The sequence below is a fragment of the Thermoactinospora rubra genome (genome assembly GCF_002093975.1).
Lineage (GTDB): Bacteria > Actinomycetota > Actinomycetes > Streptosporangiales > Streptosporangiaceae > Nonomuraea > Nonomuraea rubra_A.
Map to the genome: position 1 here is coordinate 91,996 of NZ_KZ084329.1, position 22,964 is coordinate 114,959.

Below are 22,964 nucleotides of genomic sequence, written 5' to 3' on the forward strand. Positions count from 1 at the left end.
ATGATCACCGACTCCATGTACCAGGAGCTGATCCTGGAGCACTACAAGCACCCCCAGGGCAAGGGGCTGCGCGAGCCGTACGACGCCGAGGTCCACCACGTGAACCCGACGTGCGGCGACGAGATCACGCTCCGGGTCAAGGTCGGCGAGGGCGGCAAGGTCGAGGACGTCTCCTACGAGGGGCAGGGCTGCTCGATCAGCCAGGCGGCCGCCTCCGTGCTGCACGAGCTGGCCACCGGCTCGACCGTGGAGGAGACGCTGGCGGTGGTCGAGGAGTTCACCAGGCTCATGCAGGGCAGGGGACAGGTCCAGCCGAACGAGGACGTGCTGGGCGACGCCGTCGCCTTCGCGGGGGTGGCCAAGTTCCCGGCCCGCGTGAAGTGCGCGCTGCTGTCCTGGATGGCCTACAAGGACGCTGTTGTGAGGAGTGTTGGCGCATGAGCAAGCCGGTGGAGACGCCCACGGGCTACGACGGCGAGACCACCTACGAGGAGGTCATGGAGGCCCTCAAGGACGTCGTCGACCCCGAGCTGGGCATCAACGTGGTCGACCTGGGCCTGGTGTACGGGCTCAACCTCGACCCCGCCCCCGACGGCGGCCGTCCCGTGGCCACCATCGACATGACGCTGACCAGCGCCGCCTGCCCGCTCACCGACGTCATCGAGGACCAGGCCAACTCCGCCCTGGAGGGCATGGTCTCCGACGTGAAGATCAACTGGGTCTGGCTGCCGCCGTGGGGCCCTGACAAGATCACCGACGAGGGCCGCGAGCAGCTGCGTATGCTAGGCTTCAACGTCTGATCTTTTCCGATCGGTACGGCTGGCGGTCTGGCCGCCGGCCGTTTCGGTGGGGAAGCGCGGAATAACCCCGCCAGTCCCGCGCGTTACACCCAGAGCGCCCGATCGCGGGTGCGACACGCCTCCCTGCGCCGCCTGCGGCCGGCCGGGAGCGCGGTGAGGGCCCCAGAGCGGCCCGGGCGCCCGATGCGCCCCGACCAGATCGCGTACGGCTCGGCCGTACCTCCCCGGCTCGTCCTTTCGCAGAAGTGACGTGCCACTTTGACGAAAGGCACGAGTTCGTGACCATGCTTGACGCTGTCCTGCCCGAGACCCTCGAGGAGACCGTCTCGGAGTTCGAGCTGCTGGGCCTGCCCAGGCCGCTCGTATCCGGCCTGGCCCGGCAGGGCATCGAGACCCCCTTCCCCATCCAGAGCGCCACCATCCCCGACGTGCTGGCCGGGCACGACGTGCTGGGCCGCGGCCAGACCGGCTCGGGCAAGACGCTGGCCTTCGGCCTGCCGACCATGGCCCGTATCGCCGGCACCCGCCCGGCCCCCGGCCGTCCCCGCGCCATGATCCTGGTGCCCACCCGCGAGCTGGCCCTGCAGGTCCACGACGCCCTGGAGCCGCTGGGCCGGGGCCTCGGGCTGCGCATGAAGGTCGTCGTGGGCGGCATGTCCATGGGCAAGCAGATCGAGGCGCTGCGCCGCGGCGTCGACGTCGTCGTGGCCACCCCCGGCCGCCTGGGCGACCTCATCCGGCAGGGCGAGTGCTCGCTGGCCGACATCGAGGTCAGCGTCCTTGACGAGGCCGACCACATGTGCGACCTGGGCTTCTTCCCCGTGGTGTGCGACCTGCTGGCCCAGACCCCGGCCGGCGGGCAGCGCCTGCTGTTCTCGGCCACCCTCGACGGCGACGTCGACAAGCTCGTCCAGCGCTTCCTGAAGGACCCGGTCACCCACTCGGTGGCCCCGGCCACCTCGCCCGTCGACACTATGGAGCACCACCTGCTCCAGGTGACGCGCGAGGAGAAGTTCGACGTGGCCGCCGAGATCGCCAACCGCGAGGGCCGCACGATCATCTTCGTCCGCACCCAGCACGGCGTCGACCGGCTGTGCAAGCAGCTGGCCCGCGTCGGCGTCAGGGCGGGCGGCCTGCACGGCGGCAAGCGGCAGAACCAGCGCACGCGCATCCTGTCGGAGTTCCGCGAGGGCGAGATCAACGTCCTGGTGTGCACCGACGTGGCGGCCCGCGGCATCCACGTCGACAACATCAGCCTGGTGCTGCACGTCGACCCGCCGCAGGACCACAAGAGCTACCTGCACCGCGGCGGCCGTACGGCACGCGCGGGGGAGAAGGGCACGGTCGTCACGCTCGTGCTGCCCAACGAGCGGCGCTCGACCGACGCGCTCACCCGGCGGGCGGGGATCCATCCGTTCAAGCTGAAGGCCGCGCCGGGCCATCCGCGGGTGGCCGAGGTCACCGGGGCCCGGACGCCGAGCGGCGAGTCGATCCCGGTGTGGGAGCCGGACGTGCGCAAGCCGCTGCGCGGGCGCGGCGAGGGCGACTCCGACCGCGGCCCGCGCCGCGGCCGCCGCCCCGGCTTCGACGGCCGCCGCCGCGAGGGCGCCGCCCGGCCGTACGGCGAGCGGTCCCACGGCGGGTCGCGTCACGAGGGTGACCGCCCGTTCGGCGGTGACCGCCAGGAGCGCGTGCGGTCGTTCGACGGTTCGCGTCAGGAGGGTGACCGGCCGTTCGAGGCGCGTCATCGTGAGGGCGGGGAGCGCTTCTCGCGAGCCCGGGAGGGCGGCGACCACGTCGGCCGCGCCCACGAGGGCGACCGCTTCCGCCGCCGCCACGACGGTGACCGTCCCTGGAGCGGTCGCGCCGAGGACGGCCGCGGCTCGCGAGACCGCGACAACTCCTCGGGCCGCGACAACGCCTGGGAGCCGCGCGCCTTCGGCGAGGGCCGGGCGCCCCGGGGCCGCGCCTACGGCGACGACCGCGGGAACGGCGGCCGGTCCGACGACCGCCGCCGGTTTTCCCGCGAGGACCGTCCGTGGAACGGCCACCGGGGTGGCGAGGACCGCTCACCGGGCGGCCACCGCGGCGCCGACGAGCGCCCGTGGGGCGGACGCCGCGGCGATGACCGGCCCTGGAACGGCCGCCGAGGCGAGGACCGCTCGTGGAACGGTCACCGCGGGGACGACCGCTGGGGCGGGCGCCGCTCCGACGGCGAGCGCCCCCGAGGCGACCACCGCGCCGGTTACCGGCCCGACCCGCGGGGCGAGGACCGCCCCCGAGGCGGTTACCGGTCCGACCGCGGCCGGCCTTTCTCCGCAGAAGGCCGTCCCTTCTCCGCCGAAGGCCGCCGCTTCGACCGGGCCGTCCGGGACGGCGAGCGCTCCCCTCGCACCGAGCGCTGACCGCCTCCACGGCAAGCCCGCACCTGCCCGTGAGCTGCCCGCCGTACCCGCAAGACCGGGGTACGGCGGGCAGCGCCGTTCTCACCTCCCGCAGACGCCTCCGTTGAGGACGAACACCTCCGGAGCCGGGTTGGGCCCGGGCGCGGCGGCCCCGAGGAAGCCCAGCGTCACCGACCGGCCGGGCGCGATCTTCGCGTTCCACGGCAGGCTCTTGGCGGTCACCACCGAACCCTCCTGCCGCACCGTCGCGTTCCACGCGCGCCGCACGTTCTGCCCGCCGAGGAACCACCACCGCAGCGTCCACCCGTCGACGGCCTTCTCCCCGGTGTTCGTGATCGTCACCTGGGCGTTGAAGCCGTCGGACCAGCTGCCGTGCGTGGTGTAGGACACCCGGCAGGAGGCCGCCGGGCGCCGGTCGGCGAGGAACGAGGAGATCCACGCCAGCGGCGAGTTCCAGTTGATGGTCAGCTCGTTGGTCGACCACGACTCGATGTGGTCGATGTAGCAGAACTGCGGCTTGCACCCGCGCAGCAGCCGCTGGGCCAGCGGGTCCTGGATGCTGGAGTTCGGCCCTCCGGCGAGCGTGCCGTGCGGCGGGTTGGGCAGGCTCGGGTCGAGCTGGCGCGCGTACCAGCGGCTGTGCTGGTTCTTGGAGGCCACCTCGCCGTAGCCGGTGACGTAGGACTGGTTGAGCGCGTTGCGTCCCAGGATGTAGTCCATCGCCTCGCGCACGCCCGCGCGGTACTTCTCCTCGCCGCTGATGTCGAACGCGACGGCCATGACGACCATGTTGTTGAGCACCAGGTTGTTGGACCCCCAGTCGAAGTCCGGCGGGTTGTACGGCAGGCCGTACGGGTGCTCCCTCATGGTCTTGAGGTACTTGTCGGCCCCTTCCAGCACCGAGGCCCGCACGCGCTCCCGGTCCGGGAGCTTGTTGGGCACGGTGGCCAGCTCCAGGCGGCCCAGCTGGGCGGTGTTGCCCCAGTCGAAGCCGCGCTCGCGCCAGATGTCGCCGGTGTGGTGCTTAGAGGCGAGCACGTGGTCGCGGAACTGCTTGTCGCCGGTGGTGATGTACAGCTCGGCCGCGGCCCAGTAGAACTCGTCGGTCACGTCGTTGTCGGGGTAGGCGCCGCCGCCGGTGCCGTCGTTGGGGTCGGCGTAGACCTCGGGGTTCTTCACCGCCGCGGCCCACGCCTTGACCGCCGCCTGCTGGTTGCGCTCGGCGAACTCCTTGTCATACGGCGCGAACAGGCGGGCCGCCTGCGCGGCGGTGGCCGCCAGGTTGAGCGTGGCCGCGGTGCTCACCGGGTGCAGCTCACGCTTCTGCGGGTCCAGGTGCGGCAGCAGCGGCAGTCCCGTCCACTGCGCGTCGTGGATCTTGTGGTGCGCCATGCCGTCCGGCCGCTGCATCTTGAGCAGGAACTCCATCTCCCAGCGCGCCTCGTCCAGGATGTCCGGCACGCCGTTGCCGCTTTCCGGGATGGCCAGCTGCCCGTCCGGGAAGGCGGTCTTGTCCCGCTCGTAGGCCGACATCAGCTGGTGCACCGAGATGCCGCCGTTGACGACGTACTTGCCGTGGTCGCCCGCGTCGTACCAGCCGCCGGAGACGTCCAGGGTGTAGTCGCACACCCCCGCCTGGCAGGGGACCTGCTTGTCGCCCTGGTTGGGCGCCTGCTGCACGTGCCCGGCGGGCCTGCCGTACCCGGGGCGCAGCGAGTCGAGGATCTCGATGCCGCTGCGCTGGGTGTAGTAGAACTTCAGCGCGTCCACGCGCATCTCGTCGTACAGGTCGGGCGCGATGTCGAACGGGCGGCTGGTCTCGCCGTCGGCGGTGAGCGTGTAGCCCTCGCCGCGCACGCGGTAGGAGCTGAAGTCGATGGTGTGGACCTTCTGTCCCGAGCTGGCGTCCAGGCCGCGCGGGGTGGTGGCGCCCTCGGCGACCGTCTGCCCCGCGTCGTTCCTCAGCCGCCAGGGCAGCGGCTCGTCCTCGTCGGTGACGACCGTGGCGTTCTTCGGCCCCTCGGGCAGGTAGCCCACCATGTTCACGCGCACGCGCGGGCCCGTGTCGGGCTCGTAGACCTCCGGCGGCGCGCCGCCCTTGAGCGAGACCTCGTCCAAGCAGAACCTCCAGGGTTCGGCGCTGCCGCCCAGCTGGAAGGCCACCTGGGCGTTCGGCAGGCCGGCGGGCGCGGTGAAGGTGTAGGAGTAGGAGTTGCCCGAGACGCTGAGCTCGGGCGCCGCCGACAGGTACTGGGTCCAGGGGTCGACGGGCAGCTGCACCAGCGCACGCGCAACCTTGGCGGGGGCGGCGGAGGCGTAGAAGCGGTAGGCGTAGCTCTCGCCCTCCACCAGCTTCAGGTCGTTCTGGCCGATGATGACGTCCCAGGGGTTGACGGTGCCGCCGGGGATGTCGGCGCACAGCCGGCCGTCGACGATCTCGGGGGTGACGTTGGAGGTGTGCCACCAGGGGGCGAGCCCGGCGTCGAAGGAGCCGTTGACGATCTGTTCCGGCCCCTCGTCGGCCGCGTTCGCGGCGCCCGGCGGGAACGCGGCTAACGCGGCTAACAGCGCCAGGGCCGCGACAAGGTGTCGTGTCATGGGTGCCTCTCGATGGGTGGGAGCGCTCCCAGCCTCACGGTGCGTGGCTGTGCGGTCAAGAGGGCGATGAAACTTTCATGAACCGCTGCCTGAACCGATTCACTTACTGATCTCATCCTGGCGCCTGCATAAGGTATGAAACGGTTAAGTGAGCTACGATCATTCCATGCCCTTCCGCCCTCTCCATGACGCCTGGACGGTCAGCGCCGCCGGCGGCCCGGCCGTCCCCGTGTCGATGCCCGAGTCCGTCCCCGCGACCGTGCCCGGCTGCGTGCACACCGACCTGCTGGCCGCGGGCCTGATCCCCGACCCCTACCTCGACGCCAACGAGACCGCGCTGGGCTGGATCGGCCGCACCGCCTGGCGCTACGAGACCGGCTTCGACTGGCACGACGACGGCGAGGACCGCGTCGACCTGGTGTGCGAGGGGCTCGACACGGTCGCCAGGATCGAGCTGAACGGCCACCTGCTGGGCGAGACCGCCAACATGCACCGCTCCTACCGCTTCGCCGTACGCGACCTCCTGCGCCCGGGCGGCAACCGTTTGTCGGTACTGTTCTCCTCGCCGCTGGAGTACGCCGAGCGGCTGCGCGAGCGGCTGGGGCCGCGCCCGGGCGCCTACGCCGAGCCGTACAACTTCATCAGGAAGATGGCCTGCAACTTCGGCTGGGACTGGGGTCCGGCGCTGGTCACCTCCGGCATCTGGCGGCCCGTCGGCCTGCACTCCTGGAGCGGTGCGCGGCTCGCCTCGGTCCGCCCGCTCGTGACCGTCGAGGACGGCGCGGGCGTGGTCCGCGTGCACGTGGAGGTGGAGCGGGCCACCGGCGAGCCGCTGCGGATCGACGCCTCGGTCGCCGGCGTCTCGGCCTCGGCGACGCTGCCCGCCGGGCAGAGCGCGGCGGTGCTGGAACTGCGGGTGCCCGGCCCGGCGCTGTGGCACCCGCGCGGGTACGGCGAGCAGCCCCTGCACGAGCTCGTCGTGACGCTCGGCGAGGAGCGGTGGCGGCGGCGCATCGGCTTTCGCACCGTCGAGCTCGACACCGCCGGCGGCGCCTTCACGCTGAAGGTCAACGGCCTGCCCGTCTTCGCCAAGGGCGTCAACTGGATCCCCGACGACTGCTTCCCCACGCGCGTCGGCCGCGCCCGCTACGCCGCCCGGCTCGCCCAGGCCGTCCGGGCGGGCGTCAACCTGGTGCGCGTGTGGGGCGGCGGCCTGTACGAGAGCGAGGACTTCTACGAGCTGTGCGACGAGCTGGGCCTGCTCGTCTGGCAGGACTTCCCCTTCGCCTGCGCCGCCTACCCCGAGGAGCCGCCGCTGCGCGAGGAGGTCGAGGCCGAGGCCCGTGAGCACGTCACGCGCCTGAGCGCGCACCCCAGCCTGGTGCTGTGGTGCGGCAACAACGAGAACATCTGGGGCTACTTCGACTGGGGCTGGCGCGAGCCGCTCGCGGGCCGCAGCTGGGGCGAGGGCTACTACCTCGACCTGCTGCCGCGCGTCGTCGCCGAGCTGGACCCCACCCGCCCGTACTGGCCGGGCAGCCCCTACTCCGGCTCGATGGACCGCCACCCCAACGACCCCGGCCACCACACCATGCACATCTGGGACGTGTGGAACGAGCGCGACTACACCGCCTACCGGGAGTACCGCCCGCGCTTCGTGTCGGAGTTCGGCTTCCAGGCGCCCGCCGCCTACGCCACCATCCGGCGGGCCGTCGCCGACGAGCCGCTCGCGCCCGACTCGCCCGGCCTGCTGCACCACCAGAAGGCCGTCGACGGCAACCTCAAGCTCGCCGCGGGCCTGAAGGCGCACTTCCCGCCGCCCTCCGGCTTCGACGACTGGCACTACCTCACCCAGGTCAACCAGGCCAGGGCCATCCGGCTGGGCGTGGAGCACTTCCGGTCGCTGTGGCCGCACTGCTCGGGGGCCGTGGTGTGGCAGCTCAACGACTGCTGGCCGGTCACCTCCTGGTCGGCGGTCGACGGCGACGGGCGGCCCAAGCCGCTGCTGCACGCGCTGCGCCGGGCCTTCGCCGACCGCCTGCTGACGCTCCAGCCGGAGGGGGACGGCCTGGCGCTGGTGGCCGTCAACGACACCGCCCGCCCGTGGCGGGGCCGGGCGCGAGCCGTACGGCACGGCCTGGACGGGCGGGAGCTGGCCGCGGCCGGCTTGGAGCTGGACGTGCCGCCCCGCGCCGCCGTACGGCTGAGGCTGCCCGAGACGGTCGCGACGCCGGGCGACCCCGCCCGCGAGCTGGTCGCGGCCACCACCGGGGACGCCGAGCGGGCGCTGTGGTTCTTCCTGCCCGACAAGGACCTGGCCCTGCCCGAGCCGAAGTGGATCGCGGTCGCCGAGCCGGAGGGCGACGGCGTGGCCGTGACCGTCACGGCCGGGACGATCCTGCGCGACCTGGCGCTGTTCCCCGACCGGCTGGACCCGGCCGCCGAGGTGGACGACCAGCTCGTCACGCTGTTGCCGGGGGAGAGCGTCACCTTCCGCGTGGCCACCCGCCGGAGCCTGGACGGGCAGGCCCTGACGAGTGGCCCGGTGCTGCGGTGCGTCAACGAGGTGGTGGCCGCCCGGCCGGTCACCCCCTGAGGCCGCTGAGGGCGATCCCCCGGGTGAAGTACTTCTGGAAGACCAGGAAGAAGGCGATCGTGGGCAGGGAGGCCAGCAGGCCGCCCGCCATGATCGCCCCCTGGTGGTCGGGCCCGGCGAAGTAGGAGTTGAGCCGGGCCAGCGCCACCGGCAGGTTGGCCATCTCGTCGCTCTGCACGATGATCAGCGGCCACAGGAAGTTGTTCCACTCGGCCAGCACGATGAAGATCGACATCGCGGCGAGGGCCGGGCGCAGCAGCGGCAGCACGATCCGCCACCAGATGCGCCACTCGCCCGCGCCGTCCACCCGGGCGGCCTGGATGAGCTCGTCGGGGATGGACTGCAGGTACTGCACGAGGAAGAAGAGCACGAAGGCCTTGGCCAGGGCGGGGACGATGTACCCGGCGTAGCTGTCGAGCCAGCCCAGGTTCCGCATGATCACGTAGTTGGGGATCAGCGTGGTCTGCCAGGGCACCATCATCGACGCGATGATCATGACGAAGACGACCTTGCGGCCCTTGACGTCGTGCTTGGCGATGACATAAGCGGCCAGGGAGCAGATCAGCAGCGAGCCGACCGTGATGGCGGTGGTGATCACGATGCTGTTGAACATGAACCGCCAGAAACCGAAGTCGACCTGGAAGCGCTGGAAGATGCCCTGCAGGTGGCCGGGATTGACCCCCGAGGGCGACCACAGCGGGTCGTAGAAGTTGTCCAGCACCGGCTGCTCGGGCACGAACGACGGCGGCAGCTTGGCCAGCTCGGCGGGCCGCTTGAAGACCGTGATGAGCAGCCAGTAGAACGGCACGATCATCGTCAGCGACAGCAGGTAGAACGGCAGCCGCAGCAGGTGCCGGTTCACCCGCGCCCTGCGGGAGCGCGGGCGCGCGGCGCCGCGCGGGGAGACCGCGGCGGCGCCGGGCGGGGTCGTGGTCGGGGCGATGGCCATCACAGCTCCTTCGTCGCGCGGCCCAGGCGCAGGTTGACCAGGCTGATCACGAAGATGATGAGGAACAGCACCCAGGCGACGGCCGAGGCATAGCCCAGCTTGAAGTGGGTGAAGCCCTGGTCGTACAGGTAGGGGACGATCATGAGGCCGGAGTCCAGGACGCCGCCGATCTGGTTGGTGCCGCGGAAGACGATGTAGACGGCCTCGAAGACCTGGAAGGCGCCGATGAGGCCGGTGACGACGACGTAGGTGGTGACCGGCCGCAGCAGCGGCAGCGTGATGCGGCGGAACTGCTGCCAGGTGGAGGCGCCGTCGATGCGGGCGGCCTCGTAGTACTCCTCTGGAATCGCTCCCAGTCCGGCCACGTAGAGCACCATCCCGTAGCCCATGCCGCCCCAGACCGACATCAGCACCAGGATCGGGACCGTCAGGCCGGGCGTGGCCAGCCAGGCGACCGCCTTCTGCCCGAACCAGTCCAGCACGGTGTTGGCCAGGCCCACGTCGCTCGGGAAGAAGATCCACTTCCACATGAGCATGAGCGCGATGGAGGAGGTGACCGAGGGCAGGAAGAAGATCGTCCGCATGACGCGGTGCGGCCAGCTCGACCCGTTGAACGCCAGCGCCAGCCCCAGTGACAGCAGCGTGCCCAGCGTCACCGAGGCCGCCACGTAGACGGAGGTGTTGCCGAGGGCGTGGCGGAACCGCTCGTCCTCCACCAGCAGGCGCCGGAAGTTCTCCAGGCCGGTGAACGTGGGCGGCTTGATGCCGTCGAAGCTGGTGAAGCTCAGGTACAGCGAGTTGAGCAGCGGCCAGATCAGGAAACCGGCGAACAGCCCCAGGAACGGCACCAGCATCAGGTAGGAGGTGCCGTAGCGGCGCAGCCTGCTCCGCCGGAGGGAGACGGCGTGGTTTGCCATGTCTGCTCCAGATGCCATGTCTGCTCCAGATGTCGGAAAGGGCGCCCGGCCGGAGGCGGCCCGGCCGAGCACGGGTGGGCACGGGCGGATCAGCCGGCGTTGCGTTCCATGATCTTGGCGGACTCGGCCAGGGCGGTCTTGACGTCCGCCTTGCCGAGGATCGCCGCCTGCAGCTGCTTGCTCACGTCCGGCGCGCTCTCGTCCCAGCCGGGGCAGCCGGGCGCGGCCTTGCCCGAGCCGATCGACTGGGCGAACACCGCCGACTGCTCGGGCGTGAACGTCGACTCGGCGATCTTGTCGGGGCGCGGCGGGATGTAGGGCAGGTTGCGCTTCTTGCCCTCCTCGACCATGGCCCTGATCGCCTCGTCGCCGTAGAGGAACTTGATGAAGTCGGCGCCCTGCTTGGCGTACTTGCTGAACGCCGTCACCCCGATGGCCCGCCCGCCGATGAACGTCGTCGGCCCGGCCGGGCCCGCCGGCAGCGTGGCCATCGCCCACTTGCCCTTGAGGTTGGGCTTGCCCGTGTCGATGCCCTTGGCGATCCAGCTCCCGGCCACCACCAGCGCGGTCCCGGTGTCCAGCGCCTCGGCCCCCTCCACGGTGGCGGTCGGCGCGCCGTGCTTGCGGTACAGGTCCACCCAGTACTGCAGGGCCTGCTCGGCCTGCGGGGTGTTCAGGGACGGCTTGCAGTCGTCGGTGTAGAAGCCGCCGCCCGCCTGGTACAGGTAGTTGAAGTAGCCGATCCAGTCCAGGTTCCCCCAGTCCTGGCTGTACGGCTTGGCCACGCCCGCCTTCCTGAGCTTGGCGATGGCGTCGGTCAGCTCCTCCCAGGTCTTGGGCGGCCCGCCGAGCCCGGCCTTCTCCAGCAGGTCGGTCCGGTAGTACAGGGCGAAGGTCGACATGTCGAGCGGCACGCCGTACACCGAGCCGTCGGGGGAGATCGCCGAGTCCCACTGGGCGGGCTGCGCCTGCGCCTTAAGGGCGTCCAGGCCGTGGGAGCGCAGGTCGACCATGGCGCCGCGGGCGCCGAACTGGATCATCCAGGTCATGCCGCCGGAGACGATGTCGGGGCCGGTGCGGCTGGTGGCGGCGGCCAGCAGCTTGGCGTAGGCGTCGTCCCAGGTGAGGGTCTGGACCTTGATGGTGACGTTGGGGTGGGACCGCTTGTAGAGGTCGGCGGCCTTCTGGAAGATCGCGGTCTCGTCGTCGCCGCCGGTCGACCAGAACGACAGGCTGGCGGGGGCGTTGGCGTCGGCCTGCTCGGTCTGCTGCTGCCCGCTGGTGGCGCAGGAGGTGAGGGTAGCGGCCAGGAGAGCGATGCAACCGATTGCGGTGAGTCGTCGCATGGGCTATCCGATCGTCGGGGGCGTGACGGGTCGGGCGTGGCCCGATTTAGTTGGATCTCACCACTTAATCGGATAAGTCACGATATGCAGAGATTAATGTTGCCGAATTGTTTCCATCGGGCTTTCCGGCGGCTCGGTCTCGCCCGGCCTGCCATGAATCGGTTCAGCCAGGCAGTTCAGCTCTCCAGGGCCGCGGTGCTGCCGCGCGGGACGAGCCTGGCCACGGCGTCCTCGAAACCCTCGACCTCCTCGCCCTCGATGCGCCGCAGCAGGAGGCGGGCCGCGTGCTCGCCGTAGGCGGGGATGTCGCGGGTGAGGGCGGTCAGCGGCGGGCGGACCACCTGCGCGAGCGGCGAGTCGTCCCAGGCCACGATGGACAGGTCGGCGGGCACGCGCAGCCGCATCTCCTGGGCCACCGACAGCCCGGCGACGGCCATGATGTCGTTGTCGTAGACGATCGCCGTCGGCCGCGCCCGCGAGCTGAGCAGCCGCCGCGTGGCGCGGGCGCCCTCCTCGCCGGTGTAGTCGGTGTGCGCGAGCTGCGGCTCCAGGTCGGCCATCGCCTCCTGGAAGGCCCGGTCCCTGATCGCGGTGTGGGCCAGCGCGGGCAGCCCCGCCACGCGGGCGATGCGCCGGTGGCCCAGCGCGGCCAGATACTCCACCGTCTCCCGCATCGCGGCGGCGTCGTCGGACCAGACGGCCGGTAGCGACCCGGCCGCCGACGGGTGGGCGACCGCCACGGCAGGCATGCCCAGCCGCTCCACCTCCGGCACGCGCGGGTCGTCGGCGTGCAGGTCGACCAGGATCGCGCCGTCCACCCGGCCCTCGCCCCACCAGCGGTGGTAGACCGCGATCTCCTGCTCGTGGTCGGCGACGACCTGCAGCATCAGCGCGCCCGAGCTCGCCGCCAGCTCGCCCTCGATGCCGCTGATCAGCTCCATGAAGAACGGCTCGACGCCGAGGAAACGCGCCGGGCGGCACAGCACCAGGCCGATGGCGTTGGCGCGGGCGCCGCTGAGCGAGCGGGCCGCCAGGTTCGGCCGCCAGCCGATCTCCTTGGCGATCGCCTGGATCCTGGCGCGGGTGGCCTCCGACACCCCCGGCTGGCCGTTGAGGGCATAGGAGACCGCCCCCTTGGACACCCCGGCCCGCCGTGCGATGTCGGCGATCGTCGGCCTCTTCACCGCCCACCCCTCTTTCTGAACCGAATCAGGCCTGTTGGCAGCATGCTGCCTGGAAGTTTACGGTCGGCATGCTTATCCGGTTCATAACCCGCTCGCGTGCCTGCGTCCAGGTCACCATGGTCGAGCAGGAGCCCCGCCTTGCGCCATGCCGTACACGAGATCGAGATCGACCCGCCCGCCGCAGGCGACGGCGGTCTCACCGGGACAGGCGGGCCCGTTGAGACGGGCCCGGTGAGATAGGCTCGGTGAACGTGATCGACCCCCTGACCAACCCCATCAAGGACTACGCTTGGGGGTCGCGCACCGCGATCGCCGCGCTCACCGGGCGGCCGACGCCGTCGCCGGGTCCCGAGGCGGAGATGTGGCTGGGCGCGCACCCCTCGGGTCCCTCGATGCTGCGGCGCGGCGAGACGGAGCGGACGCTGGACGAGGTCGTCGCCGCCGACCCGGCCGGTGAGCTGGGCGAGGCGACCCTGACGCGGTTCGGGCCGCGCCTGCCGTACCTCATGAAGCTCATCGCCGTGGCCGCCCCCCTGTCCCTGCAGGTGCACCCCACGGCCGAGCAGGCGCGCGAGGGGCACGCCCGGGGGAAGTACGTGGACCCCTGCCCCAAGCCGGAGCTGGTCTGCGCGCTCACGCCGTTCACCGCGCTGGCCGGGTTCCGGCCGCCGCGGGAGGCGGCCGAGCTGGTCGCCGCACTCGGCGTCGCGGAGCTGGAGCCGGTGATCGGCCGGCTGCGCGACGGCCAGACGTCGCAGGCCCTGCGCGCGCTGCTGGAGTGGCCGCGCGAGCGGCGGCGCGAGCTGGTGTCCGCGATCGCCGCCAAGGGCGACGACCTGGTGGTACGGCTGGCCGAGCTGTACCCCGAGGACCCGGCCGTCCTCGCGCCGCTGCTGATGCGCCGCCACGAGCTGCGGCCCGGCCAGGCGCTGTTCCTGGGCGCGGGCGTGCTGCACGCCTACGTCGACGGGTTCGGCGTGGAGATCATGGGCGCCTCCGACAACGTGCTGCGCGCCGGGCTGACCCCCAAGCCGATCGACGTGGAGGAGCTGCTGCGCGTCGTCGACCCGGCCGGCCAGCCCCTCGAGGTCGAGCCGGAGGGTCACCTCTACCGCACCCCGGCCCCCGAGTTCGCGCTGGGCCGGGCCCACAACCCGAGGCTGCGCCTGACCGGCGGGCTGCCGCGCATCCTGCTGTGCACCGAGGGCGAGGTGCTGGCGAACCGGCGGCGGCTGGCGGCGGGGGAGTCGGCGTTCGTGGCGGCCCGGGTGGGCGACGTCGAGCTCCACGGCCGCGGGACGGTCTTCTGGGCCCAGCCGAACCTCGCCTGAGGGCCGCTCTTGGCGGGTCTCGCGTGCTGGACGGTGCACCGGCCCGTCGCCGGTAGAGACTAGGCTGGTCACGCACGTCTGCCGAGCGCCGAAGAGAGACCATGAAGACCTTCGAAGAGCTGTTCGCCGAGCTGTCAGACAAGGCGCGCACCCGGCCGTCGGGCTCGGGCACCGTGGCCCTGCTCGACGCCGGCGTCCATGCCATCGGCAAGAAGGTCGTGGAGGAGGCCGCCGAGACGTGGATGGCCGCCGAGCACGAGTCCGCCGATCGCGCCGCCGAGGAGATCTCGCAGCTGCTCTACCACCTGCAGGTGCTGATGATCGCCCGCGGCATCGGGCTGGACCAGGTCTACAAGCACCTCTAGAGGGTTGGGATCATGCTGCGGCTCGCCGTACCGAACAAGGGCGCCCTCAACGAGGCCGCCCAGCAGATGCTCAAGGAGGCCGGCTACCGGTCTCGCAAGGACGCCAAGGAGCTCGTCGTCGTCGACACCGACAACGGCTGCGAGCTGTTCTTCCTGCGCCCGCGCGACATCGCCGTCTACGTGGGCGAGGGCACGCTGGACGCGGGCATCACCGGGCGCGACATGCTCATCGACTCCGGCGCGCCCGCCGAGGAGATCATGCCGCTGGGCTTCGGGGCCTCCACCTTCCGCCTGGCCGCCAAGAGCGGCTCGCTGTCGTCGGTGCACGACCTGCAGGGCCTGCGGGTGGCCACCTCGTATGCGGGGCTGCTCGGCAAGTACCTGGCCGACCAGGGCGTCGACGCGCGCGTCATCAAACTCGACGGCGCGGTGGAGACCGCCATCCGGCTCGGCGTGGCCGACGCGGTGGCCGACGTCGTCGAGACGGGCACCACGCTGCGCAACGTCGGCCTGGAGGTCTTCGGGGAGCCGATCATGCGCTCGGAGGCCGTGCTGATCAAGCAGCGCGGCGCGGCCGAGCACAACGGGCTCACCCAGCTGGTGCGCCGCCTGCAGGGCGTCATCCACGCCCGCGACTACGTGATGATGGACTACGACATCCGCGCCGAGCGGATCGAGGAGGCCATCGCGCTCACCCCCGGCATGGAGGGGCCGACCGTCTCGCCGCTGCACCGCGAGGGCTGGGTCGCCGTGCGGGCGATGGTCCGCAGGAAGGGCCACCAGCAGGTCATGGACCAGCTGTGGGACATCGGCGCCAGGGCCATCCTGGTGACCGACATCTACGCCTGCCGCCTCTGACACCCGCCTCAGCGCAGCGCGGCCACGGCCTTGACGGCCTGGTCGACCTCTTCGGGCGTGTTGACGATGGTGGTGCCGAAGCGCAGCAGCGGCTCGCTGTACGGCGTGACGCCGGCCTCGATCCGGTGGCGCTCCCGCAGCAGCTGGACCGCCCGGTAGGGCTCCAGGCCGTCGACCGAGCAGCACACCAGCCCGGCCGACAGCTCGCGCGCCGCCGGGGTGGCGAGCCTGACGTGCGGGAGGCCGGCCAGGCCGGTCTTCAGGCGCGAGGCCAGCTCGGCGGTGCGGTCCGCGACGCGCTGCTTGCCGATGGCCTGGTGGAGGGCGAAGGCGGCGGGCAGCGCCCAGCGGTGCTCGAAGGCCTTGAACCCGCCGGGGGTGAAGTAGTCGGCGCGCGGGGCGCGCGGCGGCGTGCCGAGCTGCCAGGCCTCGAAGGAGGCGCCGCTGAAGCTGGCGATGACCGGCGACAGCGCGTTCCAGTCGCGGCCCCACAGGATGCCGGTGCCGCGCGGGCCGAACAGCCACTTGTGCGTCCCGGTGGCCAGGAAGTCGCAGCCGAGCTCGGCCACCCCGTCGGCCAGCGCGCCGAAGCCGTGGACGCCGTCGACGCACAGCAACGCCTGGTCGGCCGCGTCGCGGCCCTTGTTGGCCTCGGCGAGCATGTCGGCGATCGCCTTGATCGGCAGGCGGACGCCGGTGCTGGAGTGGACCCACGTCACCGCGACGACCCGGGTGCGGGGGCGCAGGCCGGCCCGCAGGCGCGAGACGATCTCGTCGGCCGAGGCGCGGGCGGGGTCGTCGTAGAGGCGCACCCGCCGCACCCGCGCGCCGGTGCGCTCGGCGAGCAGCCGAAGCCCCTCGTGCGTGGCCAGGAAGTCGTGCTCGGTGGTCAGGACGTCCTGGCCGGGGCGCAGCCGCAGCCCCGAGTACAGCAGGCCGAGCCCCATGGTGGTGCTGTCGGTCAGCGCGATGTCCTGGCCGCGGGCGCCGAGGTAATCGGCGGCGGCGTCGCGCGGCGCGTCGTCGGGGTTGGCGCCGCCCGCGGGGACGTAGTGGGGGTCGGCGTCGAGGGCGTCGCGGTGCCGCTGGATCGCCTGCCGTACCGGGGCGGGGTGCGGGGCCAGGACGAAGGCCGCGAAGTGCGCGAGGTCCGGCTTCAGGGCGAACTGCGCCCGCACCGAGGCCCAGTCGTCGGCCCAGTCCTCCAGGGCGGGGGCGTCGCGGGCGGGGGCGGGCGCGGAGGTGCAGGCGGCGACCGGGCCCAGCAGCCCGGCGCCGAGCAGGGTCCGGCGGGTCAGCGCGTGAGTCACGCCCCCTTCCTACCCGCCGTCAGCTCCTGACGAGCTCCCGCATCAGGTCCGAGACGCGCACGATGCCCATGCACCGCCCGAGCTCGTCGGTGACCACCAGGTCGTCGTAGGCGCGCCCGCTGTCCCTGCCCGCCAGCTGCATGGCGGCGATGGCCGGGGTGGTCTTGGGCACCGCGCGCGGCGGGTCGGCCAGCCGCAGCGCCGGCTTGCTGCCGTGCAGGGCGTGGCCGTAGCGGGAGGAGAACGACAGCAGGAAGCGGTTGCGGTCCAGGCTGGCCACGGGCCGCTGGTAGTCGTCCACGAGGATCACGCTGGTGGTGGTCGGCTCGGCGAACGCCTCCAGCGCCTGGTCGGAGGTGGCCGGCTCGGGCAGCGTCACCGCGGGCACGAGCAGCTCCTGCACGCGCGGCCCGAGCACCGCGCCGGACTGCTCCTCCATCGGGGCGGCCAGCGGCACCGGCACCCGGCCGGTGGCGTCGGGCCGCAGCGCCGGGCCGTCGGCCAGCCGGATGCCCGCCGACCTGGCGGTCACCAGCTGCTGCTCGTCGGCGAGGTCGGTGGCCAGCAGGTGGGTGCCCAGCACCCGGCACAGCTTCACCAGGGCCTCGGTCAGCGCCGCGCGCCGCGGCGCGCCCGGGACGATCAGCCCCGGCGACAGGGCCACCAGGTACGGCGAGGCGTCCGCGACCGTCTCCAGCGGGACCGGCCCGCCGCCCAGGTCGCCCAGCGCCACGAGGTAGCCGACGGCGCGCAGCCCGGCCAGCGCGTTGACCACGGCGGGACCCGCGCCGGGCGGGAAGTCTGCGCGGACCATGAGCACGATCTCGCCCGGCCGCCGCCCCGCGGCCCTGAGCGCCTCGTGCAGCGGCGCGAGCGCGCCGGGGCCGCCCAGCACGATCCGGGAGGGCAGGGTCAGCAGCAGCGGCAGCCGCGTCTCGTGCCGCGTGGCCTCGAGCGTGGCGCGCACGACGGCGGGCAGGTTGTCCACCGTGGGCTGGAGCACCGCCCGCAGCCCGATCACGCCGCCCGTCTCGAGGTCCACGATGGGGACGCAGGCCTGGGGCGAGGGCGGGGGAGCCGGGCGAGCCTGGAGGTTCAGCGGAGTCGGCACACGCCGATGATGCTGGGGAGAATAGCGTTCTGACAGCGGGCGGCGCGGGAGTTCATCAATAATTCGCCTGCCGGAGAGGAAGTTGTCGATGGCGAGGCCGGCCAAGGGCGGAGGCCGCTGGGTGGAGGTGCCGCCCGAGCGGCTGCACCGCTGGATCGACGGCTTCGCCGGCCGGCACGGGCCCGTCCAGGCCTCCGCCGGCCCGCTGGTGGTGCGGCTGGTGGCCGAGGACGGCGCGGTGGCCGAGTTCACCGTGCCGTTCCCGCCGCTGGAGCCGGCCGCGCCGTACGTGGCCCGGCTGGTGGCCCACGCGCGCAGGGACAGGACGGTCGGCGTGGCCCTGGTACGGCTGGGCGGCTTCGCGGCGGGGGTGTTCCGCGGCGAGGAACTGGTGGCCTCCAAGGTGGGATCCCGCCACGTGCAGGGCAGGACCGCGGCGGGCGGCTGGTCCCAGCAGCGCTTCGCCCGGCGGCGGGCCGGACAGGCGGACAAGGCACTGGAGGCCGCCGCCGACGCCGTGGCCGGGGTGCTGCTGCCGCGCCTGGGCGAGCTCGAGGCCGTGGTGCTCGGCGGCGACCGCCGGGCCGTCGACCGGTTGCGCGCCGACCCCCGCCTGGCGCCGGTGCTGGCCAAGGAGTGCCCGCCGTTCCTCGACGTCCCCGATCCCCGGCTGGCCGTGCTGCGGGACACGCCGCGGCTGTTCCGTGCCGTCAGGGTCCGGGTGGTGGACCCGCCATGAACGCGGGCAGCACCACCTCGTCCACGATCTCGGCGATCACGTGGTCGGGGATGGGCACCCCCTGGAAGAGGAAGTGGCTGCGCAGCATCGCCTGGGCGGCCTCCAGGCGGCGGGGCGTGATCGAGGCCGGGTGGATCTCCCCGCGGGCCGCAGCCCGGCGGGCGATCTCCTGCATGGCCCTGCGGCCGACGCCCTGGGAGTTGCGGCGGATCTGCAGCGTCCCGTCCCGGTCGCTCAACGCCTCGCCGAGCAGCCCGCGCAGCGCCTCGCCCGCCGGTCCGGCGAGCGCCTCGGCGGCCTGGCGCAGCCAGGCGATCAGGTCGCCGCGCAGGCTGCCGGTGTCGGGCGGGGAGTCCGGATCGGGCAGCGTGTGGTAGACGGCCTCGATCGCCAGCTGCAGGCGGGTGGGCCAGCGCCGGTAGAGGGAGGCCTTGCTGGCCCGCGCGCGCTCGGCGACCCGTTCCATGGTCAGCTTCGCGTAGCCGTTCTCGGCCAGCTCCGCCAGCGTGGCCTGGAAGATCGCCGCGTCGAGGGCCTCGCCCCGGCGGCGCGGCCGCTTGCGGTGGTCGGTGTCCTGGCCGCCCATGGCAGAGATCCTAGGCATGCCGGAGATCCTGGGCCGCCGCGACCACTCGGCCGCTGTCGCCGTCCACGGTCACGATCTGCCCGTCGGTCAGGACCGTGGTGCCGGTCACGGTGCCCATGACGGCGGGCAGGCCGTACTCGCGGGCCACGATGGCGGCGTGGGAGGCGATGCCGCCGGTGTCGACGACCACGGCCGCGGCGCGCTGGAACAGCGGGGTCCACGACGGGTTGGTGTAGGGGCAGACCAGCACGTCGCCGGGGGCGAGCCTGCCGAACTCCGACGGGTCGCGGACGACCTTGACCGGGCCGGTGGCCGTGCCGCCGCCGGCCGGGGCGCCGGACACCAGCGCGTCGGCGTGGCGGTCGTCGGCGGGGAAGACGGCGCGGGGGTCGATGAGCCGCACGCCCGACAGCTCCTCCCGCCGGGCGGCCCTGGCCAGGGCGAGGCCGCGCAGCCGCGCCACCTCGGGACCCTCGGGGTCCGCGATTCCCTCCAGCTCCTCCAGCCGCAGGTGGAAGACGTCCTCGGGGCGCTCCAGCAGCCTCCGCCCGATCTCCAGCAGCGCGCGGCGCAGGATCGGCATGGGCTTGGTGAACCAGAAGTGGGTGTCCTCACGGAAGGCCACGCCCAGGCGGGCCCGTGCCACCAGGCGCTCCAGGAGCCGGCGCTGCCGGAGGCCGCGCCGGTCCAGCAGCCGCTTCATCGCCGCCTCGGCCAGGTCCTCGGCCGGGGGCGCGGGCGGCCGGGAGGCCAGCACGGCGATCAGGTCGCGGACCGTCCGCGGCGAGTCGGCCCACGTGGGCGGCGTGATGAGCACCGGGCTGACGGTCTCGCGGTTGCCGAACTCGGCCAGGAACGCGGGCAGCCGGTCCTCGACGTCCTCGCCGCGGCGCACGCGCTCGGCCAGCTCCTCCAGGGCCCGGTTGGCCGCCTGCGTCCGCGTCTCGGCGCCCATGACGAGGTCGGCCATCAGGCCGGTACGGCGCAGCAGCCGCAGCGTCAGCAGCAGCCGGGCCAGCGCCAGGCCCGCTCCCGGCAGGTAGTCGGCGCGCAGGCCGGTGATCGGCTCGACGAGCCTCAGGGCCCGCCTGGGCACGCCGACCAGCCGCTCCCACGGCAGGGCGGTCAGGTCCAGGCGCTCCAGTTCGCGCAGGTCGCGCAGGAAGCCGACGAAGCGCGGGTCCTGCTGCCAGCGCTCCAGGCGATGGCGGCGGGCGCGCCACAGCAGGATGAACGGCGCGGCCAGCACCCGCGGGGTGGGCCTGGGCGGCTGGGGGACCAGCCGGTAGACGACGCCGTCGACCTCCTCCAGGGCGCCCTCGAACAGGCCGCGCAGGCCGAGGCCGCGGGTGATGGACGCCATCATGCCCATCGGGCCGTGCGGCACCCAGGTGCTCATGTCGATCGGGTACGGCCGGACCGGCAGGTACTCCAGCAGCACCGAGCCGAGCCGCCGCTGGATCGCGTTGAGCTTGACGGGCGGGGGCGGCAGCGCGGTCATCGGGCGCGCCTGCACGAGCACGACCTTCTCGCCCGCGAGCGCCCACTCGATGTCCTGCGGGCGGCCGAAGTGGCCGGCCACGGCCGTGCCGAGCCGGGCCAGCTCCTTCAGGGTCGCCTCGCCCAGCAGCGGCTCGCCGGTCGCCCGGCCCTCCTCGCGGCCCACGCCGCCGCCGGGCGCGCTTGTGATGACCACCTCGCGGCGGCCGGGCGACCAGTCGCGCACGGCGCCGTCGCGGTCCAGCACGTAGTGGTCGGGCGTGACGAGCCCGGAGACCACGGCCTCGCCGAGCCCGCTGCCGGCGTCCACGACCAGCTCGGCCCGCTCGCCGGTCACCGGGTTGGCGGTGAACAGCACGCCGGCCGCCTCGGCGGGCACCATGACCTGCACCACGACCGCGATGCGCACGTCCGCCGGGTCGATGCCGAGGCGGGCGCGGTAGGCGACGGCGCGCTCGCCCCACAGCGAGCCCCAGCACCGCCGCACCGCCCGCAGGACCGCCTCCTCGCCCACGACGTTGAGGTAGGTCTCCTGCTGGCCGGCGAAGGCGGCGCCGGGCAGGTCCTCGGCGGTCGCGCTGGAGCGGACGGCGACCGGCCCCGCGCCCAGGGCGGCGTAGGCGTCCAGGATGGCCTCGCGCAGCTCCGCGGGCAGCTGCGCGGCCTCGACCGCCTCCCTGCCGGTGGCTCCCCGTACGGCTGCCGCGTAGGCGTGGGTGGTGACCACGAAGCCGTCGGGCACCGGGAATCCGGCGCGCAGCAGCTCGCCCAGGTTGGCGCCCTTGCCTCCGGCCAGCGCGAGGTCGGCGGCCTGCACGGCGCCGAGGGGGAGGACGAGGGGTGGTGTCATGACGGGCCTCCGGTGTGGGCGGTGGTGCGCAGCGGTCGCGCGGGCAGGGCGAGGGTGAGCAGGAAGGCGAGCCCCAGCAGTGGCGTCATGGCGGCGAAGACGGGCGGGAGGGCCTGGCCGAACGCGGCGGCGACGGCCTGCCGCGCGTCCTCGGGCAGCCGGGCGATGGCCTGCGGGGTCAGCTCGGTGACGGCGCCGCCGTACAGCTCGGTGAAGCGCCAGGTCGCCAGCGCTCCGGCGGCGGCCACCCCGAGCGAGGCGCCGACCTGCCGCAGCAGGGTGACGGCGGAGGTGGCCGCGCCGAGGTCGGCGTATGGCACGGCGTTCTGCGCGGCCAGCACCATGACCTGCATGACCAGGCCGACGCCCAGGCCGAGCAGCAGCAGGGCGGCCATGGCGGGCACGGTGCTGTCGGTCACGCTGTCGGTCACGGTGGTCGCGGCCAGCAGCGCCATGCCCGCCGTGGCCAGGGCGGTGCCGGCCACGGGGTAGGCCTTGTAGCGGCCGGTCCTGGTGATGAGCCGCCCGGAGCCGACCGTGGTGACCAGCACCCCGGCCATCAGCACGGTGACCACCGTGCCGGCCCCGGTCGCCGTGGCGCCCTGCGCGATCTGCAGGTAGGCGGGCAGGTAGGTCAGGGTGCCGAACAGGGCGAAGCCGATGAGGAAGCCGGTGGCGGCCGGGACGGCGAAGGCGCGGTCGCGGAACAGGCGCAGGGGCAGCACCGGGTCGGCGGCGCGCCGCGCGGTGGCCAGCCAGGCGAGCCCGGCCGCCGCCGCGAGGGCCAGCCACCCCGGGCCGCCGCCGGGGGCGGCGGTGACGCCCACGACCAGGCCCACGACGGTCAGGGCCAGCGTGAGCGCGCCGGCGTAGTCGACCGGCGGCCCCGCCGGGGGCCTGGGCAGGCGCAGGGTGCGCGTCAGCACCACCAGGGCGGCCAGCCCGAGCGGCGGGTAGACGGCGAAGATCCACCGCCAGCCGAGCCCGTCGACGACCAGCCCGCCCAGCACGGGGCCGCCCACGGCGGCCACGACGTAGGCCGCGCCGATCAGGCCGAGGTAGCGGCCCCTCTCGCGGGGGCTGACGAGCTCGCCGAGGACGGCCTGGGCGCCGATCATGAGCCCGCCGCCGCCCGCGCCCTGCACGGCGCGGAAGGCGACCAGCTGCGGCATGGTCGTGGCCAGCGCGCACAGCACCGCCCCGGCCACGAAGATCACGATGGCGGCCTGCATGAGCGGCTTGCGGCCGAACCGGTCGCCGAGCTTGCCGTACAGGGGCATGACGGCCGTGGCCGCCACGAGGTAGGCGGTCGCGACCAGCGGCATCTGGTCCAGCCCGCCGAGGTCGCCGGCCACGGCGGGCAGGGCGGGGGTCATCACCGTCTGGTCGAGCGCGCCCATCAGCATGGCGATGACCAGGCCGGGCAGGGCACGGGTTACGGGCGGCACGCCGCCTCCTCAGGTAGAGAACGATGCGTTCACTATTAGAGTACGCATCGTTCTCTAGGTTTTCCAGAGGT

Annotated in this window: 18 protein-coding genes; 8 read left to right on the forward strand and 10 right to left on the reverse strand. The window is 73.2% G+C overall.

From position 1 onward, the window contains the following. The 3 genes from sufU (at position 1) to BSB02_RS08995 (ending at position 3,205) form a co-directional block, all read left to right on the forward strand. The gene (gene sufU, locus BSB02_RS08985) at positions 1-441 is read left to right on the forward strand and encodes a Fe-S cluster assembly sulfur transfer protein SufU (protein WP_084958242.1); all 441 of its coding nucleotides are present in this window, start codon (positions 1-3) and stop codon (positions 439-441) included. Beyond that, positions 438-800: a metal-sulfur cluster assembly factor gene (locus tag BSB02_RS08990; protein WP_084958243.1), complete on the forward strand. Its 363-nt coding sequence runs from the start codon at positions 438-440 to the stop codon at positions 798-800. The genes sufU and BSB02_RS08990 overlap by 4 nt, the downstream gene beginning before the upstream one ends. Before the next feature lie 284 nt (positions 801-1,084). Then, positions 1,085-3,205, forward strand: coding sequence for a DEAD/DEAH box helicase (locus BSB02_RS08995; protein WP_084958405.1), 2,121 nt, complete (start codon positions 1,085-1,087; stop codon positions 3,203-3,205). An 81-nt stretch (positions 3,206-3,286) separates the two neighbouring features. On the opposite strand, the gene BSB02_RS09000 is transcribed toward BSB02_RS08995, so the two are convergent. Further along, positions 3,287-5,803, reverse strand: a complete 2,517-nt coding sequence (locus BSB02_RS09000) for a glycoside hydrolase family 9 protein (protein ID WP_084958244.1) — start codon at positions 5,801-5,803, stop codon at positions 3,287-3,289. A 166-nt stretch (positions 5,804-5,969) separates the two neighbouring features. On the opposite strand from BSB02_RS09000, the gene BSB02_RS09005 reads away from it, so the two are divergent. Beyond that, on the forward strand, positions 5,970-8,399 hold the full coding sequence (locus BSB02_RS09005; protein WP_084958245.1) for a glycoside hydrolase family 2 protein: 2,430 nt from the start codon (positions 5,970-5,972) through the stop codon (positions 8,397-8,399). Here the strand turns inward: BSB02_RS09005 and BSB02_RS09010 are convergent. The 4 genes from BSB02_RS09010 to BSB02_RS09025 form a co-directional block, all read right to left on the reverse strand. Further along, positions 8,389-9,348 carry a carbohydrate ABC transporter permease gene (locus tag BSB02_RS09010; RefSeq protein ID WP_084958246.1) on the reverse strand — a complete coding sequence of 320 codons (960 nt, stop codon included), beginning with the start codon at positions 9,346-9,348 and terminating at the stop codon, positions 8,389-8,391. The two genes, BSB02_RS09005 and BSB02_RS09010, sit on opposite strands and share 11 nt — an antisense overlap. Further along, on the reverse strand, positions 9,348-10,265 hold the full coding sequence (locus tag BSB02_RS09015; protein WP_158088588.1) for a carbohydrate ABC transporter permease: 918 nt from the start codon (positions 10,263-10,265) through the stop codon (positions 9,348-9,350). Before BSB02_RS09015 ends, BSB02_RS09010 begins: the two co-directional genes overlap by 1 nt. An 89-nt stretch (positions 10,266-10,354) precedes the next feature. Then, positions 10,355-11,611: an extracellular solute-binding protein gene (locus tag BSB02_RS09020; protein ID WP_084958248.1), complete on the reverse strand. Its 1,257-nt coding sequence runs from the start codon at positions 11,609-11,611 to the stop codon at positions 10,355-10,357. A 176-nt stretch (positions 11,612-11,787) separates the two neighbouring features. Next, complete coding sequence (locus BSB02_RS09025) at positions 11,788-12,795, reverse strand: LacI family DNA-binding transcriptional regulator (protein ID WP_084958249.1); 1,008 nt, start codon at positions 12,793-12,795, stop codon at positions 11,788-11,790. A gap of 251 nt (positions 12,796-13,046) precedes the next feature. On the opposite strand from BSB02_RS09025, the gene manA reads away from it, so the two are divergent. From manA to hisG, 3 genes are all read left to right on the forward strand, one after another. Continuing rightward, positions 13,047-14,126: a mannose-6-phosphate isomerase, class I gene (gene manA / locus BSB02_RS09030; protein WP_240506290.1), complete on the forward strand. Its 1,080-nt coding sequence runs from the start codon at positions 13,047-13,049 to the stop codon at positions 14,124-14,126. A gap of 101 nt (positions 14,127-14,227) precedes the next feature. Further along, complete coding sequence (locus BSB02_RS09035) at positions 14,228-14,491, forward strand: phosphoribosyl-ATP diphosphatase (protein ID WP_084958250.1); 264 nt, start codon at positions 14,228-14,230, stop codon at positions 14,489-14,491. Between the two features lie 12 nt (positions 14,492-14,503). Further along, a complete protein-coding gene (gene hisG / locus BSB02_RS09040; protein ID WP_084958251.1) occupies positions 14,504-15,349 on the forward strand; it encodes an ATP phosphoribosyltransferase in 846 nt (281 codons plus the stop codon). Between the two features lie 8 nt (positions 15,350-15,357). Here the strand turns inward: hisG and BSB02_RS09045 are convergent, their stop codons facing one another. Together BSB02_RS09045 and BSB02_RS09050 are read right to left on the reverse strand one after the other, a co-directional pair. After that, on the reverse strand, positions 15,358-16,659 hold the full coding sequence (locus BSB02_RS09045) for an aminotransferase class V-fold PLP-dependent enzyme (RefSeq protein ID WP_084958252.1): 1,302 nt from the start codon (positions 16,657-16,659) through the stop codon (positions 15,358-15,360). 19 nt (positions 16,660-16,678) lie between these two features. Then, on the reverse strand, positions 16,679-17,770 hold the full coding sequence (locus tag BSB02_RS09050) for an EAL domain-containing protein (RefSeq protein ID WP_240506291.1): 1,092 nt from the start codon (positions 17,768-17,770) through the stop codon (positions 16,679-16,681). An 88-nt stretch (positions 17,771-17,858) separates the two neighbouring features. Between BSB02_RS09050 and BSB02_RS09055 the strand changes: the two genes are divergently transcribed. Continuing rightward, positions 17,859-18,509, forward strand: a complete 651-nt coding sequence (locus tag BSB02_RS09055) for an acVLRF1 family peptidyl-tRNA hydrolase (protein ID WP_084958253.1) — start codon at positions 17,859-17,861, stop codon at positions 18,507-18,509. On the opposite strand, the gene BSB02_RS09060 is transcribed toward BSB02_RS09055, so the two are convergent. From BSB02_RS09060 to BSB02_RS09070, 3 genes are read right to left on the reverse strand one after another with little or no spacing between them, the layout of a single operon-like run. After that, positions 18,481-19,113 carry a TetR/AcrR family transcriptional regulator gene (locus BSB02_RS09060; protein WP_240506292.1) on the reverse strand — a complete coding sequence of 211 codons (633 nt, stop codon included), beginning with the start codon at positions 19,111-19,113 and terminating at the stop codon, positions 18,481-18,483. The two genes, BSB02_RS09055 and BSB02_RS09060, sit on opposite strands and share 29 nt — an antisense overlap. Then, positions 19,106-21,445 (reverse strand): PEP/pyruvate-binding domain-containing protein, encoded by a 2,340-nt coding sequence (locus BSB02_RS09065; RefSeq protein ID WP_084958255.1) that lies wholly within the window; start codon positions 21,443-21,445, stop codon positions 19,106-19,108. Before BSB02_RS09065 ends, BSB02_RS09060 begins: the two co-directional genes overlap by 8 nt. After that, the gene (locus BSB02_RS09070) at positions 21,442-22,893 is read right to left on the reverse strand and encodes an MFS transporter (protein WP_240506293.1); all 1,452 of its coding nucleotides are present in this window, start codon (positions 22,891-22,893) and stop codon (positions 21,442-21,444) included. The genes BSB02_RS09065 and BSB02_RS09070 overlap by 4 nt, the downstream gene beginning before the upstream one ends. Positions 22,894-22,964 lie beyond the last annotated feature (71 nt).

What these genes read in the sequence shown, in the direction of transcription:
- BSB02_RS09055 (WP_084958253.1), top strand. Translation starts at nt 17,859, where the DNA reads ATGGCGAGGCCGGCCAAGGGCGGAGGCCGCTGGGTGGAGGTGCCGCCC.
- BSB02_RS09020 (WP_084958248.1), bottom strand. Translation starts at nt 11,611, where the DNA reads ATGCGACGACTCACCGCAATCGGTTGCATCGCTCTCCTGGCCGCTACC.
- BSB02_RS09065 (WP_084958255.1), bottom strand. Translation starts at nt 21,445, where the DNA reads ATGACACCACCCCTCGTCCTCCCCCTCGGCGCCGTGCAGGCCGCCGAC.
- BSB02_RS09005 (WP_084958245.1), top strand. Translation starts at nt 5,970, where the DNA reads ATGCCCTTCCGCCCTCTCCATGACGCCTGGACGGTCAGCGCCGCCGGC.
- BSB02_RS08995 (WP_084958405.1), top strand. Translation starts at nt 1,085, where the DNA reads ATGCTTGACGCTGTCCTGCCCGAGACCCTCGAGGAGACCGTCTCGGAG.
- BSB02_RS08990 (WP_084958243.1), top strand. Translation starts at nt 438, where the DNA reads ATGAGCAAGCCGGTGGAGACGCCCACGGGCTACGACGGCGAGACCACC.
- BSB02_RS09010 (WP_084958246.1), bottom strand. Translation starts at nt 9,348, where the DNA reads ATGGCCATCGCCCCGACCACGACCCCGCCCGGCGCCGCCGCGGTCTCC.
- BSB02_RS09015 (WP_158088588.1), bottom strand. Translation starts at nt 10,265, where the DNA reads ATGGCAAACCACGCCGTCTCCCTCCGGCGGAGCAGGCTGCGCCGCTAC.
- BSB02_RS09035 (WP_084958250.1), top strand. Translation starts at nt 14,228, where the DNA reads ATGAAGACCTTCGAAGAGCTGTTCGCCGAGCTGTCAGACAAGGCGCGC.
- BSB02_RS09060 (WP_240506292.1), bottom strand. Translation starts at nt 19,113, where the DNA reads ATGCCTAGGATCTCTGCCATGGGCGGCCAGGACACCGACCACCGCAAG.
- sufU (WP_084958242.1), top strand. Translation starts at nt 1, where the DNA reads ATGATCACCGACTCCATGTACCAGGAGCTGATCCTGGAGCACTACAAG.
- BSB02_RS09000 (WP_084958244.1), bottom strand. Translation starts at nt 5,803, where the DNA reads ATGACACGACACCTTGTCGCGGCCCTGGCGCTGTTAGCCGCGTTAGCC.
- hisG (WP_084958251.1), top strand. Translation starts at nt 14,504, where the DNA reads ATGCTGCGGCTCGCCGTACCGAACAAGGGCGCCCTCAACGAGGCCGCC.